Below are 14,390 nucleotides of genomic sequence, written 5' to 3'. Positions count from 1 at the left end.
GTTTCCTTAAAGCCTAGACGATATACAGCTTCTATAAGATCATCCACATAAATAAAATCATATGGTTGTAAAGCTGGACCAAATGCGGCTTCTTTACCAGCCATCAACTCACCTAACGTATAACTAACCAAATTGCCCGTTTTATTACCTACACCGTATATATTTGAGAACTGCATCCACACAAACTGTTGAGCGATATTCTTGCAATAATCTTCCAAAATTATTCTGCAAGCATGCTTAGCCACACCATACATCATTCCACCAGTCGTTTTTTTCAGATGCGACAAACTAAATGCTACATTCTCCGCTACAGTACCCGCACAAAGAAATTTTTTCACATTTAGCCTCTTGCAAATATTAGCGCAATCTACTGCCATCTGAATATTTGATAATTGAACCGTAGGATCTGCTTTATCAGCCCCATTTACACCTTTCCACGCAAAATGATAGAAAGAGTCATATTCAATTACTGGCAGTCTTTCGACTAGAGATGTATTCACCCCTGATTCTATCCTCGTAATAAGATTTGAATCAGGCAAACGATTGCCATGAAAGGTAATATCAACAGCAACAACCCTAGTACCTTTTTCTATCAATTTCTTTATAAGTGAACTACCTATAAAACCATTGCCCCCTGTGACGATTACGTTCTTCATATTATCGTTATACGTTTAAAAATTCATCTATCTGTTTATCCATACAAACACGAACATCCCCACCTGCTAGCCAAACCTTACTCCATTCAACAATCTTTTCCATTGCCTCATCCAGATTCCATCGAGGGCTCCATCCAAAAGTCTTTTTCAATTTAGAGCAATCAAGCTTCAAGAAATTAGCCTCGTGAGGACCACCGTCATACTTGTTCACCCACCTCATGCCTTCGCCCCACTTGTTCACAAATAGCTCAACAAGAGCGCCTGTTTGAAAACAATCCACATCATCGGGACCTACATTATAATAATCCGCAAAACCGATATCCTCATATTGCTTCATCGCTATCAGCAGGTAAGCATACAAAGGTTCTAGAACATGTTGATAAGGACGGGTAGAGTATGGATTACGCACAACAATATCCTCATGTTTTACAGCCGCACGGATACAATCAGGTACTATTCTATCATTGGCGAAATCTCCACCACCTATCACATTACCCGCTCTAGCAGTAGAAATAGGAATAATAGGCAGACCATCAATATCTGTAAAGAAAGAACGCTTGTAGCTATGAGTCACCAGCTCCGAACAGGATTTGGAATTTGAATAAGGATCATACCCATCCAATTCCTCATTCTCCCTATAACCCCAACTCCACTCCCTATTCAAATACACTTTATCCGTAGTGACATTCAAGAAAGACTTCACGCAACAATTATTGCGAACACACTCAAGAATATTCACGGTACCCATCACGTTTGTCTCGTAGGTATAGGCAGGATCTTTATAAGAATCTCTAACAATGGGCTGAGCGGCAAGATGCAGCACAATTTCTGGTTGAGACTCATCAAAAGCCTTCTTTAGAGAGGCATAATCTCGTATATCGCCAATCACGGAATGTATGTCATCTTCAATATTGGCAATTTGAAACAACGAAGGCTCTGTTGGGGCTTCAAGTGAATATCCGGTAACGACCGCTCCGGCATTAGCGAGTATCCTACACATCCAAGAGCCCTTAAAGCCGGTATGGCCCGTAAGGAAAATCCTCTTGCCTTTATAAAAATCCAATATATTTCCCATTCGTATGATAACTTATTATTTTGCGTAATCTGGTATTTCCGGAACAGAGCGCTCCCAACGCTTCCAAGGAGCTTTATCCTCGGCAAGCAGTTTTTCAAGCATAGATTTCTCACGTATATTATCCATGCACTGCCAAAAACCAGTATGGATGTAAGACATCAACTGACCCTCTTGCGCCAACTTGACTAGTGCGGTCTTTTCGAAGACACAAGAGTCACCCCCTTCCAGCATATCAAAAACCTCGGGTTCTAACACCATGTAACCGGCATTAATAGGAGCGCCATCAGAGGCGTTCTTTTCCCGAAAAGCCCTTACGGCTTGATCTTTAGTAATATCTAAGACTCCTTTATCTTGTGCTATCTTGACGGCCGTAAGGGTCGCAAGCTTGCCATGGCTCTTATGAAACTCCACCAATTTATCAATTTCTACATCACAAACACCATCGCCGTATGTCATCAAGAAAGTCTCATTCTCTATATATCTCTGGATACGCTTAATACGGCCTCCAGTCATAGTGTTGTAGCCCGTATCAACGACTGTGACTTTCCAAGGCTCCATATTAGTTTGATGAACGGTCATTTCGTTGTTGCCACCACGATAGTCGAAAGTCACATCAGAGTTATGAAGGAAATAGTTGGCGAACCACTCCTTAATATATTCCTGTTTATAACCGGCGCAAATGATAAACTCGGTATAACCATAATAGGCATACTCTTTCATAATGTGCCACAAGATTGGCATACCACCAATCTCAATCATTGGCTTCGGCTTGAACTGAGATTCCTCAGATATACGAGAACCGAAACCTCCTGCAAGAAGTACTACTTTCATGATAAAGAAAAGATTTTTCAGTTAAGTAATCAGCTAAAGCTAAGATAATTAAGAATTAAACTTGTCTTTATAAATTGTATAATCATTATGTATATCAACAAAAACTGCATGAATAGGATATTCTGTAAAAATATCAGAATTAGGGATTTTCATAAAATCGCTACCATACCTAAGAGAAAGATATTTTTCTGCTTCAAAAGGAATAGGTAAAAGGAGATTCTCAAAATTCACATAGCGCTGAATTCCTAACCATTTACGAGGAAAACTCGTTTTGGGAAACGGAGCCTTTCCAAAAAAATGGCCAACAAGTAACGTATTTTTAGTTGAAAAGTGATTCAATATTTTGAATAAAAAGTTTTTTGCTGTAGTACCTACAACAAAATGACAAGAATTAATAAATACTTTCTTGAAAAAGCTATCAGAATCGTAATCTACCAAATAAAGAGATGTAGCTTTTAAAATTTGAGCGGATAAATATTGAATATAACGAACAAACTTATTAGGTGATACATTATACAAACACATTATATCAATATAAATACCTTGATGCATTTTATTATATCCTTTTTCAATACAAGTTGTTCCATTCATTCTTAACTTAGAAAAAAACAAAGGCCACTCAGTAGAATTTTCTCTTTGAAGATGAAATTTTTCTGTATCAAGATGTATAGAAGCATAATGAAGGAACTTATGATAATTATTAAAAGTCATAAAAACGTCAAAATCATCATCCCATGGAATAAAGCCATGATGCCTAACAGCACCTAAAGCACTTCCACCCATTAAATAATATTCTATATCATATTTCTTACAAAACTCATCAAAATAAAACGCTATTTCTAATATTTTATATTGAAAATCTTTAATATCAACATTCATAGTAGTAATTTAAACTAGTTTATCACGCAATATAGTAGAAGAAATACCTTTAGTATAAGGAAAATAAACAACTTTAGCTCCATTCTTATTCAACTCAGCTTCTACTTCCTGAAACAAAGAATTACCTTTCCAGTCATCACCAACAAACATCACATCGAAATGCAAACGATGATAAGCAGACATTTTATCTCGATTAACTTGAGGAACTACTTTATCTACATATTTGCAAGCCTCAACAATTGCCTTACGATTATCATAAGAGATTATAGGACTTTTATGCTTATACTCTCTTACCAATTCATCGGTACTAACACCAACAATTAAAAAATCACACAATTCCTTAGCTCGTTTTAGTATGTTTAAATGACCAATATGAAACATATCAAACACTCCAGAAGTGTATCCAATAATAAAATTTTCGTGACACATAATTATATATTATTTCAACAAACTATTATACAAATCCACCCACCTTAGCATAACATTTTTTACAGTAAAATAATGGAGACAATTAAAAGCATTCTCTGAAAGTTTACAACGCAATTTTTCATTAGTAATTAAGTCATAAATCGAGCGAGAATATTCAGATATGTCCAAAGACTTAATAACTTTTGAATTAACATCATTAATTAAGAAACCTCGAATAGCCATACAATCATCAAAAGCAATAGGGACTACTTTCATCTGCATAGCTTCAAGCAGACTTAGTGGAGCACCTTCTAATAAAGAGGTAAACATTAGTATTGACGAACGTTCAAAATATTTCTTTGAATCATCACGCCCAACCAATTTCACATTTACAATATCATTTTTATTTATAAAGTCTTTATAAACAGATTCCCACTCTCCATAACCAACTATAGTTAAACACCAATCTCTCACGTCATAAGTAGATAAAAAATGTTTCCAAATTTTTAATGCTAGTAATATACGCTTAGATATTTCATCAAATCGAGCCACAATTAGCAATTCATTTGTTTTAGAATAGTTACGCTCAACATAATCAAATGAGAGAAAATTGGGAATTGAGACCATCTTAGAAGAATCCTTCAAATTAGCAATAGATCTATAAATGGGTATATAAGCATCAGATAGGAGAACTAAAGCATCTGAGTATTTATAGATAGATTTATACTTCCTTTTGGTAGTATATTTAACTAGAAAACGAGTAATAGGGTAGAAGAATAACAATAAAAGATAAATAAGCCACTTAAAAGAAATCCGCCTATTAAGAACTTGAAACAAAAGAGATTGCTTATTATATCTAATATTCTCTGTTCCTGGAAGATTATGCAAAACTGATATAATTTTCACTTTTAATCCCGCAACAGCTTGACCAAGGAATTTCATATTAACAGCTCTTGATGCCTGATTATGAATAATAGAAATCTCATTATCAATAAGAAAAGAACGGAAACCATCTAAATCATTATAATCAATTTTAAATTTCGCATCAAAGACTAATTGAGAGGAACTATATTCAGAATCTTTAAAATAAGCTATAAAACAATGAATTCCAACACTAGACAAATATTTGGCAGACAACAAAGTGACTTTTTGATTGCCACTACCTGATTCAGAAGGATCTAATAAACTAATAAACAAGATATTCATGATCTATACTTATCAAATAATTTACGATATATTTTCTGAAAAGGAATATAGTGATTCTTATAACCATCTATAACACATATGCTTTTATAAAAATTTATCGTGTGCAAACCATCCGAGTAATATGACGAGGAATCAGGATAAAGGGATATTACTTTTGTTTCATTATAGGACTTATCTGAAATATCCTCAACTTTATACAGAATAATACCTTTACCATACCCTTGTAAACAATCCTGAGCTGGTCTGTATACAGTATTATTTACGTACATGAAATCACCAGCCATTCTGCTCCCAAACAAATTAGATTTTATTAATATTGGAGACAAATCGTATCCATATAATCTATTATTTGAAGTCCACATATACAAATCCTTATTATATGCATTTCTTGAAGTTGCAAAAAGATAAAAGGCTCCATTATAAGGCAAGATTGTAGCATCCGCAACTGCAACAGGAAGCATAGTACTGAAATGTTCACAAGAATGTAACAAAGTATTATACTTATAAACATTAAGTTCTGTAGAATACGAATTTTCAGGAACAATATAAACCTCATCAAGAGTATCACCTCTAATAATCAAGGGATAAGAGTTATGTATATTATCATCTATCAACGTATATTTTTCAATTATTTCACCTATACATTTATCGACAGACAAATGACATATTGTTGCTACATTTTTACTACCTAACAAGATATCTTCTACAAGCAAATCAATAGTGCAGTCAGATACATTTAAAATGAATGGATCTGCATAACAATGAAATTTAGAGTCTCTCCTTAACCAAGTGATATTAGACAAATCAATATTATCACTGACTAAATCTTCTGGAATAGCATTAAAAAATCCCACATTCCATTCTTTATAAGATATTTTTTTCTTTAAATCAAAAAACATATAAATAATTAATTGGTTTTACCACAAGAATACTTACCCGACATTACTATCCAAAAAAACAGACCTCCCCAAAGATATGTATTAATAATAGCACTTTCGGACAAACTCAAAAATAAATATTGAAGCATTACAGGAATGAGAATCAAATTATAATCAAACTTAGAAACAGCCTTACAATATAGATTATACAAATATGCTAAAGAAAAAATTCCAGAAGACAGCAGCAATGATATATACGCAACATCTATTATAATAGACTCATCAATATTAGTTGCACCAATCAACAAATTATTCGGAGTTAATTCGCCAAATACGAGCAAAGAATACCTTAATCTACCAGAACTAATTTCATGAATAAAAGAATACTCTGATTCATTAAACAAAACAACAATAAAAAAGAATAGTATCACAAATGGATAAGACAACAATATATATTTATTAAAGAAACTTTTTTTTAAATTTGTTTTTTGAACAAAAGATAAAACAAGCAGAATACAGCCAGAGAACAGAACCGTACGAGAATAAAATGATTCATATATAACAAAGACTATAAAAGCGACAAGAAATGTATTAATTTCTTTCTTTAAAACCACAAGAAAAATAACCAAGAAAAACAAATACAATGAAAACAGGTTAGGATTTCCATATCCCATATCACTAACAACGCCTCCAGACTTATAGAAAAAAATCAGAATATTCTTCATGCAACACTCCTAAAATCAATAAACCGTAATTTATAATTAAGAATAATACAGTTAGACAAAAAGAATATTTAGCCATTTTATCAATATAAAGATTCCTAGATATTGATACCAGCAATGACACAAACAACATTTTAGATGCTTCCACACGAAACAATGAAAGTATAAAAAATAGAACTATCCAATAAATATTATCATCTATCTTTGTAAAAAGCAACGAAATAAAAGAAATACCAATAATAAGTATAGATAAATTAGCTGTAGCAAAGTCTGATATATTTAGTGTCATTTTAAGATTAACAAGAAATATTATAATAAAGAACAATATCTCTAAAATTCTATTCTTCTTAATAACAAATGAGCCAGTCATAAAATACTATATATTTCATTCATTGTTTTTTCAACATCAAACATCAAAGAACGTTTTGCTGCTTTATCTTGATAGACAAAGACCTTATTATAATCATTGACAAATAATTTAATTGCATTATACAGAGATTCATCATCATTGTCTGCCAAAACCCCATACTCGGAATTTGACCCTAAAAGCTCTACTGGACCAACTGTTTTTGTAGACACAATTGCTTTTCCCAGACATAATGCTTCCGCCACAACTAAAGAAAATCCCTCTGCCAAAGAACAACTCACAAATAAATCCGCACACTTTATATAGACATAAGGATTAGGCTTATAACCTAAAAGGTGTACATTATCATCCAAATGTAAATCATGGATCATTTTACTAAGATCTGACTCCAAACAACCTGCACCAACAATCCAAAAATCTATATCATATCCATTATCTACAAAAATTCTAGCAACTCTTATAATACTATCAAATTGTTTTTGTCTAACCAATCTTCCTACTAGACAAACCGTAAATTTCCTTTTCTCAACTTTAAACTCATTTGCCCGCAAGACAATTGTCTTACAATCTATCAAATTATATATTACTTTTGTGGATGTAGTCACATTAAAAAGTTGTTGAAATTTATTTTTCGCATCATTAGACACAAAGATCACATCATCCATTAATTCATAACATTTCTTCTCATGCTTATTACTTTTGAAATACCTTTTTGTCCAATGGAAATTAAACAGATCTACGTGCACCCAAGATAAATGCCTAATTCCTTGCTTCAATATAAAGCTATGATACACCAAACTCCGTCCTTCTAAAAAAGATATTATCGTATCATACTTTTCACCTTTCATCTTATCAATTATTATCTGTCTTCTAAAAAATAATATATAAAAATAATATAAACCAAAATAGGACATTATTTTTCCTATCATTCTTTCTAATAAGGGTCTATTAATATTATAGAATAATATTATTTTTCTCACTTCTAAAGGCACTAGATTTGCATAATTTCCAAAATCATGTTCTAACAAAAGATCTATATCATATTTACTATAATCAAAATTATTAAGCATATCCACCAATAATTTTTCCGCTCCACCATCATAAAGGCTTTGCATCACGAACAGAATTCTTTTTTTATTGCCACAAGTCATATATAAATAATTTAAATTCAAATTACATCAAATATATTCTAGTTACTTAACATGATTCAATAACCCTACATTGCTTATATACTATTTTTACTCTATTAATAACAAAAACAACTATTTAACAACAAATCGTTTTAGAGCCGCATGCAATATCATACGCTCACTTGATTGCAACAAACTATAAATAACACTAAAGCCAATAAATACGGAAAGCGAAAAAACTATCAAGAAACGAAAAACTGAATCATTAGGTTCGATTAACATCAATATAGAACCGACTAACACCAATGAGAATGTAAAAATTAATATAGGCCTAACAACATCTCGAAAGTAATTTCTCATATTCAACTGTATTTGCCTATGAATATCACACAAACTATAAAACCAATATCCTACATTTGCTAAAACCGCAACAATAAATGGGACAAGCGGATTAGCATTCAATCTTAACAAAAGATAGCTTATAGGTAATATCGCCAACGTGAACATTCTACCATATACTTGACTGTTTTTTATATGTCCAGTTGCATTTGCCGCCATCCATAGAGGTGGTATAAATACTCCTATCAAGGATTCACACAGAACAAGACGAGTGAATGATATAGTATGGCTTGGAACCTCACCTAACCAAACCTCCAGTATAAACTCTATCTCAACCATTACAGGTATAGCTATCAAGGCCGCTAAGAAATAAGCATATTTAGAGCTTTTCTCAATTAGTGTCACCATGTATTCACAATCACCGGAAGCATATGATTTAATTATTTGAGGTTTAACCGCTGTCATCATATTCTCAGTAAAACGTGTAACAACTGCGCTTACTTGCACAGAAACCGCTCGTGCCGCATTTACAGCGGGACCAAAGAATATATTTAAAAGGATATTTGTTCCTTGTACACCTGCAGACCAAGCGAAACAGCCAAATAAATTTTGACCTATAAACTTTGACATCTCTGCGACCAAACTATAATTCCAATAAAACCTAAATTTACATTCGGTAAATGACCTTACACTATATATCGCATAAATTAGCCAGACGAAGACAGAAACTATAGCCATAAGCAAACCATACAATATCAACGAATCGATTGTTCCAAAAGCTTCAAGCAAATAGACTATGAATAATCGAGCACAAGCCTCAAAAAGACCAAGATAGGCATATATATTCATTCGCTCATGCGCAACTATAGCCCCCATTAATGGGACTTGATTAATAGCGGAAAGTATGGAGATCAATGAAAAATGATATACCCAAACGGCAGCACCTAACCTCTCTGGAGGTATCACTAACTTATTGTATACAAACCAAAGTCCCAATGTTTCACCAAACAGCAATAATAATACGGATAACAGCCACATGAGGGTTAGGCTCTGTCTAAAAGCACATCCTGTCTCCATTAAGTCTTGTTTTCCCAAACCTATATTCATATATCGTTGGGTAACATTAGATAAACTAGAAATAAAAAAGCTCATGATGGAAACTACCCCTCCCACCACATTATAAATGCCGAAATCCTCTACACCCAAAACCCTCAACACGACCCGACTGGTGTACAGCGTCACCCCCATAATCAGAAGCATGCGCATGTAGAGGAACAACGTGTTCTTAGCTATTCGCTTATTGTTTTCGGAATTTGCAGACATAAAATCGTAATCGAACAATCCAAAGCACACACTTTATTAAGACACACCAGACAATGCAGAGAATAATATTTCATGACTTAAGAGCAATTAAAGCACATATTTTTTTATGTATTTTACAATAAAATGCAATATACAACCCAATAATACACTAGAAATCACATACACTACAAAAGCAAAAAAAGGATTATCTATAATACGCATTAAGGAATAACGTCCTTCACTAACAACCTCAAACATCAAATATATCTCAAAACTAATAAAAAACAAAAATGAAACATATTTATTAGGAACAGATTTTTTACATTGAAATGATAATCATCCACAAAATAAAGGAATGCAAACATTAAAATCAGAAATGGATAATATGTAACTGAAAGTTTAAAAAATCTTTGTTTCAGAAAAGACATATCATATTCCATCCGGCTATTATTATTCCATACAATACCAAATAGCATACCAGACATTGCGATAAACAATGTTACAAAGACACCTCCGAAATAATGTCCTAAAAATGAAATTGAATTATAATTATGACAAAAATGGCATAGCAATATACCGGTAATAGCAAGAGCCCTTAAATAGTCGAAGGCAACAATACGTTCTCTCATCTCTCTATTAATAAATCATTTAAATATTATGCAAACTCAATACAAGGCGTACACTCTAGGGGAGGCTCTTTGCAGTACCCTAAACCTAGTCATATTAACAATCAATTTTGATTTTAACATTATCTGTGTCCAATGTAATGTTATTAGGAACTTTATTCACATAATTCCTACACCCATTATCAGATCACACCGTGGTCTCACCAATGTACAAGCTATTTCCAAAGCATACTCAACCGAGAAATCCCTGTTACCTTATCATGTAAAGGTGGTTTACCAGTACAGGTAATAGTGATTTACCTGTACTGGTAATAGCGATTTACCAAATATGTCAGATCTCATCCGGGCTCTCGCTATCGCCACCGCCATCAGCAGGCTTTCCGCCCACCCAAATTTGCGTACTTACGCTACGAGGCGTTTTCAGTATGTGACCCGCACTACCATACTGCGTCGTCACAGTCAGCGTGTACTCACCTTCCGCCAAATCAGCCGGCAGGAGCAACGTGAGCGAAGAAGGGTTGTTGATGGTGATCTGGTCGTCCGTCAGTTTCGTGGTGGCACCTTTGGAGTCGGTCAGCGTAACACCTACCGACTCGTGGTCGCCAACCACTTTCAACATCGCCCCACGGACGAAGAAGTTGTGACCCGCAGTGGCGCTGCCGTCTTTCAAGCCCGTCTTACGATCCTCGGTCTCCAGGATGTACATGATGTTAGACTTCTCGCCGAGGATCTCCACCACGGTCTTGGCGATCGCCTCGCGCAGAGCCTTGTCTTGCGTGAAAGAGACGTAGATGGAATTATTCTCCTTGTTCCAAACGCCGCCCTCAACCACGCCTTTCAACTGGGGGACGGCACGGAACAGACCCGTGTTCACGCTATAGCCGTTTAAGATCAAGTCCATTACTATCCGATGGTAGAGGGTCACAGAGTGACGCATCGTCTCCGGGCGTAGACCGGTGTCTTGCTTGTACATCTCCTCCAACACGTCATCCAAAGTTAAACTTCCGGCCGAGGCCAGTAACAAGATCTTGTCCGTCTTGTTGTCGGTGGTCACCGCATTATCGATGAGCCAGCCTTTCAATACTTTCTTCATGGTATTTTGATTTATAGGAAGGACGGAATTGCCCTTCCCGGCTTTCCTTGTCTAGAACCTCTTGTCGAATGCCGATTCCCTCTTCTGCCGATTCCGGGCGATCAGCCAATCGATCACCAAGTGAAGAACCGTCCATAGAGACAGGTTTAAAAATAATATACAATTGACATTCAAATGATTAGCCAATACAATATTCAATGCGATAAAGAAAACGGACACGCAAATGATCGTCACCATCACCATCCGCACCCGCATACCCGTGCGCAACAACTTATGATGGAAATGGTTCTTGTCCGGCAAGAACGGGTTCTTGTGCTCACGAAGGCGGCGCAGCACCACACGTACCACGTCCAGCAACGGTACCAAGACCGTGGAAAAGGCAATCACCAAATAAGGATTCGAACGCTCCGTAGAGGTACTATTCGATACGCATAAATGAATGATCAGGAAACTGATCACGTAGCCCAACGTCAAACTCCCAGCATCGCCCATGAAGAGCTTATGCCCGCAGTTGGCATTGCCAAAGACATTGTAGCACCAGAAAGGCATGAGGATTCCCAGCGTACAGATAGCGAGCAAGGCATAAACACATTGATCTTGAATGAAAAAGAACACGCTCAAGACCGATAAGGCGATACAGCACAAACCGGAGGCCAGACCATCGATCCCGTCAATCAGGTTGATAGCGTTTGTCACATAAACCACGGCGAAAACCGTGACTGGCACACCCAGCAAGGCCGGGACCGAATAGATCCCGAATAGGCCTCCCAGCGTATCGAGCCAATTGCCGGACAACACCAGCAGGAGGGCCGACACGACTTGTACGATGAACTTGTAGCGGTAACCCACCCCGACCAAGTCATCGCAGACACCCACCAGATAAAGAAGTGTCATGCCCACGAACAAGAAAAGATACTCATGGAGCATCTCGATCGAGAAGCTAGACAGATCCGAGGGCCACAGATAAAGGCGAAAGCCTATCACCAAGGCAAACGACATCAAGACCACGGGAAAAAACGACAGGCCACCCAAGCGGGGAACCGGGGTCGTGTGTACCTTTCGAGAATCCGGGACATCATACAGTCTTTTCTTGTGGGAGATCACCAAGATCCTCGGGATGATCACCATGCCCAAAGACACGGAGATCAGATATCCGGACAGTAATAACAATAATAGAATTTGCACCTCACTCATACGATCTCACTTAATGAAGGCAACCCCTTCACCTCGCCGGCATGCCACGCTTGGTAGTCCTCATGGGAGAGTTGGGATGCTGTTAATAATTTGTAATCTATGTCGTCTCTTCGCAAGATGTGCTTGCGGGCATACGAGCGGAGCGAACGATCCGTAACGGACACCATCACCACCGGGAACGGGTAGCCGAGCAAACGCATTGGCGTAATCTCGCTGTCCGGGAATACATGGCGCAACTGATAGGCCGAGCACTCAAATGCCACCCAGTAAGGCCCCGTGCAATACAGGTGAATCGAGTTTTGGTTCGCACGCTCGCGGCTCATGATATCATTTAAATGCTCGTTCAGCAACCGCACCAAACGAACGCCGGAAGGAAGGGAAGACATTGATTTTTGATTTATGATTTTTGAATTATTCATTATTCATTGTTCATCATGTCTCAGCCATCGATCGTAATCGTCCAAGCGACGGATTAAAGTCTGTTTGCTTTTCTTGGGCGAGGACTCACACCGCCAAGGATCCACCACCTCATGCGCCATCTGCCGGTAAAGGGCGCTGTCCGTGCAACCGTAGAGCGTCACCAGCAACAAAGCACGGGATTGCGGAGCTTTCACCACCGGGAGCATACCACGCATCGTGTCATGCAAACGTGTGAACTCCTCCTCATCGCCCAACAACTTGTAGGCAGAAAGAAGCAATGAGTAGATCTTGCAACGCATCACGTCCGTCTCCGCACGGAGCGAACCGTAGGATCTCAACACCTCACGGGCCAAACGAGTATCCTCCTCTGATACGTTGCCGGAGGCATGGTAACGTCCCAAGGCATCGTGCAAGCCTTCCCGCAGGCGGTCGTTGTCCAGATGGGTATAGACGTGCTTGCCCTTGGTGTTCAGCTCGATCAGCTCGTACTCGCCCGGCTTCACCTCCAACAAGGGGACCCACATGCAATCGAGGATACGAGCCATCACATCTTTATGACCGCCACCCGGCTGGATCACCACCTCCGCCTCCATACCGGTAAAATAACCGGACGTGATACGCACACGGTCGCCCTTCAGCAAGCGGTCGCTGTCCGGTACGTACACCGGAAGCTCGTTGGAATAAGATTCCGCCACCCAACGTAAATTCCCCATCTCGTCATCCGACAGATAAGGGAAATGAGTCATGCCTCCGGAAGAGACCCGGGGAAGGAAATTGTATAGGGGAAGCGTGCGCTTCATCTGAAAGATCTCCTCAACCGAGGACCGGACAAACACGTAGTTGAACAGCAGGGGTCGTTTCGTGTTGACCATCTTTCCGTCCACCTTCCTCACCTCCACATAGGAGGGGGCGAAATACTCGAACAACGTCTCCCCACGACGCTTGCGCCGGGAAAGCTCGGCATCCAAGCTTTTAGCGGGGCTGATCTTGTCACGTCGTGCCACACCCGTAGTAGGAAGCGTGAGCACGTACCAGCGTACAGTCTTCAGGTCATGACGCTTGCCAACCCGCGCCGTACCCCTCTCCGAGCGACCGTCTCTCAAAACATTCATCATTATGATTATCTTTTCCTAAGATTATAGCAGGATCTCCACTCAAGCCTCACGACAATTCAAAGCCCTACCAAGAGCACCATATTTACTCCTGATAAACAACACTTTATGTCTTTAAAAATGGCTTTTCTGAAAATCACCACCGCTTGAAA

General features: G+C 37.8%; 15 protein-coding genes. All 15 read right to left on the bottom strand.

The window, feature by feature from the left end; genetic code table 11:
* The coding region (locus HMPREF0999_RS20210) for an NAD-dependent epimerase/dehydratase family protein (RefSeq protein WP_009276778.1) at window positions 1-656 on the bottom strand (656 nt) is incomplete at its 3' end.
* 7 nt (window positions 657-663) lie between these two features.
* Entirely contained in the window at window positions 664-1,731 is a 1,068-nt protein-coding gene (rfbG, locus tag HMPREF0999_RS20205) for a CDP-glucose 4,6-dehydratase (protein ID WP_009274994.1), read from the bottom strand.
* Window positions 1,732-1,746: 15 nt separating this feature from the next.
* A complete protein-coding gene (gene rfbF, locus HMPREF0999_RS20200; protein WP_005856281.1) occupies window positions 1,747-2,562 on the bottom strand; it encodes a glucose-1-phosphate cytidylyltransferase in 816 nt (271 codons plus the stop codon).
* Window positions 2,563-2,610: 48 nt separating this feature from the next.
* Window positions 2,611-3,441 (bottom strand): phosphorylcholine transferase LicD, encoded by an 831-nt coding sequence (locus tag HMPREF0999_RS20195; protein ID WP_005856279.1) that lies wholly within the window; start codon window positions 3,439-3,441, stop codon window positions 2,611-2,613.
* Window positions 3,442-3,450: 9 nt separating this feature from the next.
* Window positions 3,451-3,870, bottom strand: coding sequence for an adenylyltransferase/cytidyltransferase family protein (locus tag HMPREF0999_RS20190; RefSeq protein ID WP_005856277.1), 420 nt, complete (start codon window positions 3,868-3,870; stop codon window positions 3,451-3,453).
* A 9-nt stretch (window positions 3,871-3,879) separates the two neighbouring features.
* Entirely contained in the window at window positions 3,880-5,055 is a 1,176-nt protein-coding gene (locus tag HMPREF0999_RS20185; protein ID WP_005856274.1) for a glycosyltransferase, read from the bottom strand.
* The gene (locus HMPREF0999_RS20180; RefSeq protein WP_009276777.1) at window positions 5,052-5,954 is read right to left on the bottom strand and encodes a hypothetical protein; all 903 of its coding nucleotides are present in this window, start codon (window positions 5,952-5,954) and stop codon (window positions 5,052-5,054) included. Before HMPREF0999_RS20180 ends, HMPREF0999_RS20185 begins: the two co-directional genes overlap by 4 nt.
* Before the next feature lie 8 nt (window positions 5,955-5,962).
* Window positions 5,963-6,658: a hypothetical protein gene (locus HMPREF0999_RS20175; protein WP_009276776.1), complete on the bottom strand. Its 696-nt coding sequence runs from the start codon at window positions 6,656-6,658 to the stop codon at window positions 5,963-5,965.
* Between the two features lie 363 nt (window positions 6,659-7,021).
* Window positions 7,022-8,137: a glycosyltransferase gene (locus HMPREF0999_RS20165; protein WP_008778278.1), complete on the bottom strand. Its 1,116-nt coding sequence runs from the start codon at window positions 8,135-8,137 to the stop codon at window positions 7,022-7,024.
* Between the two features lie 147 nt (window positions 8,138-8,284).
* On the bottom strand, window positions 8,285-9,814 hold the full coding sequence (locus HMPREF0999_RS20160) for a membrane protein (RefSeq protein WP_029257216.1): 1,530 nt from the start codon (window positions 9,812-9,814) through the stop codon (window positions 8,285-8,287).
* A 236-nt stretch (window positions 9,815-10,050) separates the two neighbouring features.
* Window positions 10,051-10,422, bottom strand: coding sequence for an acyltransferase family protein (locus HMPREF0999_RS20155; protein ID WP_005856250.1), 372 nt, complete (start codon window positions 10,420-10,422; stop codon window positions 10,051-10,053).
* Window positions 10,423-10,750: 328 nt separating this feature from the next.
* Entirely contained in the window at window positions 10,751-11,512 is a 762-nt protein-coding gene (locus HMPREF0999_RS20150) for a DNA-binding domain-containing protein (RefSeq protein ID WP_009276771.1), read from the bottom strand.
* Between the two features lie 51 nt (window positions 11,513-11,563).
* Window positions 11,564-12,706 carry an MraY family glycosyltransferase gene (locus HMPREF0999_RS20145; protein WP_005856244.1) on the bottom strand — a complete coding sequence of 381 codons (1,143 nt, stop codon included), beginning with the start codon at window positions 12,704-12,706 and terminating at the stop codon, window positions 11,564-11,566.
* Complete coding sequence (locus tag HMPREF0999_RS20140) at window positions 12,703-13,092, bottom strand: hypothetical protein (RefSeq protein ID WP_005856242.1); 390 nt, start codon at window positions 13,090-13,092, stop codon at window positions 12,703-12,705. The genes HMPREF0999_RS20145 and HMPREF0999_RS20140 overlap by 4 nt, the downstream gene beginning before the upstream one ends.
* 36 nt (window positions 13,093-13,128) lie before the next feature.
* Window positions 13,129-14,241, bottom strand: coding sequence for a transcription termination/antitermination protein NusG (locus HMPREF0999_RS20135; protein WP_036745581.1), 1,113 nt, complete (start codon window positions 14,239-14,241; stop codon window positions 13,129-13,131).
* Window positions 14,242-14,390 lie beyond the last annotated feature (149 nt).

Source organism: Parabacteroides sp. D25, assembly GCF_000307475.1.
GTDB lineage: Bacteria > Bacteroidota > Bacteroidia > Bacteroidales > Tannerellaceae > Parabacteroides > Parabacteroides distasonis.
This window is presented reverse-complemented; position numbering and strand designations above follow the sequence as displayed.

Bases quoted from the DNA above. Each gene is read 5' to 3' on its own strand.
- HMPREF0999_RS20195 (WP_005856279.1), bottom strand. From the start codon at position 3,441: ATGAATGTTGATATTAAAGATTTTCAATATAAAATATTAGAAATAGCG.
- HMPREF0999_RS20175 (WP_009276776.1), bottom strand. From the start codon at position 6,658: ATGAAGAATATTCTGATTTTTTTCTATAAGTCTGGAGGCGTTGTTAGT.
- HMPREF0999_RS20145 (WP_005856244.1), bottom strand. From the start codon at position 12,706: ATGAGTGAGGTGCAAATTCTATTATTGTTATTACTGTCCGGATATCTG.
- HMPREF0999_RS20165 (WP_008778278.1), bottom strand. From the start codon at position 8,137: ATGCAAAGCCTTTATGATGGTGGAGCGGAAAAATTATTGGTGGATATG.
- HMPREF0999_RS20190 (WP_005856277.1), bottom strand. From the start codon at position 3,870: ATGTGTCACGAAAATTTTATTATTGGATACACTTCTGGAGTGTTTGAT.
- HMPREF0999_RS20155 (WP_005856250.1), bottom strand. From the start codon at position 10,422: ATGAGAGAACGTATTGTTGCCTTCGACTATTTAAGGGCTCTTGCTATT.
- HMPREF0999_RS20180 (WP_009276777.1), bottom strand. From the start codon at position 5,954: ATGTTTTTTGATTTAAAGAAAAAAATATCTTATAAAGAATGGAATGTG.
- HMPREF0999_RS20185 (WP_005856274.1), bottom strand. From the start codon at position 5,055: ATGAATATCTTGTTTATTAGTTTATTAGATCCTTCTGAATCAGGTAGT.
- HMPREF0999_RS20160 (WP_029257216.1), bottom strand. From the start codon at position 9,814: ATGTCTGCAAATTCCGAAAACAATAAGCGAATAGCTAAGAACACGTTG.
- rfbF (WP_005856281.1), bottom strand. From the start codon at position 2,562: ATGAAAGTAGTACTTCTTGCAGGAGGTTTCGGTTCTCGTATATCTGAG.
- rfbG (WP_009274994.1), bottom strand. From the start codon at position 1,731: ATGGGAAATATATTGGATTTTTATAAAGGCAAGAGGATTTTCCTTACG.
- HMPREF0999_RS20140 (WP_005856242.1), bottom strand. From the start codon at position 13,092: ATGTCTTCCCTTCCTTCCGGCGTTCGTTTGGTGCGGTTGCTGAACGAG.
- HMPREF0999_RS20135 (WP_036745581.1), bottom strand. From the start codon at position 14,241: ATGATGAATGTTTTGAGAGACGGTCGCTCGGAGAGGGGTACGGCGCGG.
- HMPREF0999_RS20150 (WP_009276771.1), bottom strand. From the start codon at position 11,512: ATGAAGAAAGTATTGAAAGGCTGGCTCATCGATAATGCGGTGACCACC.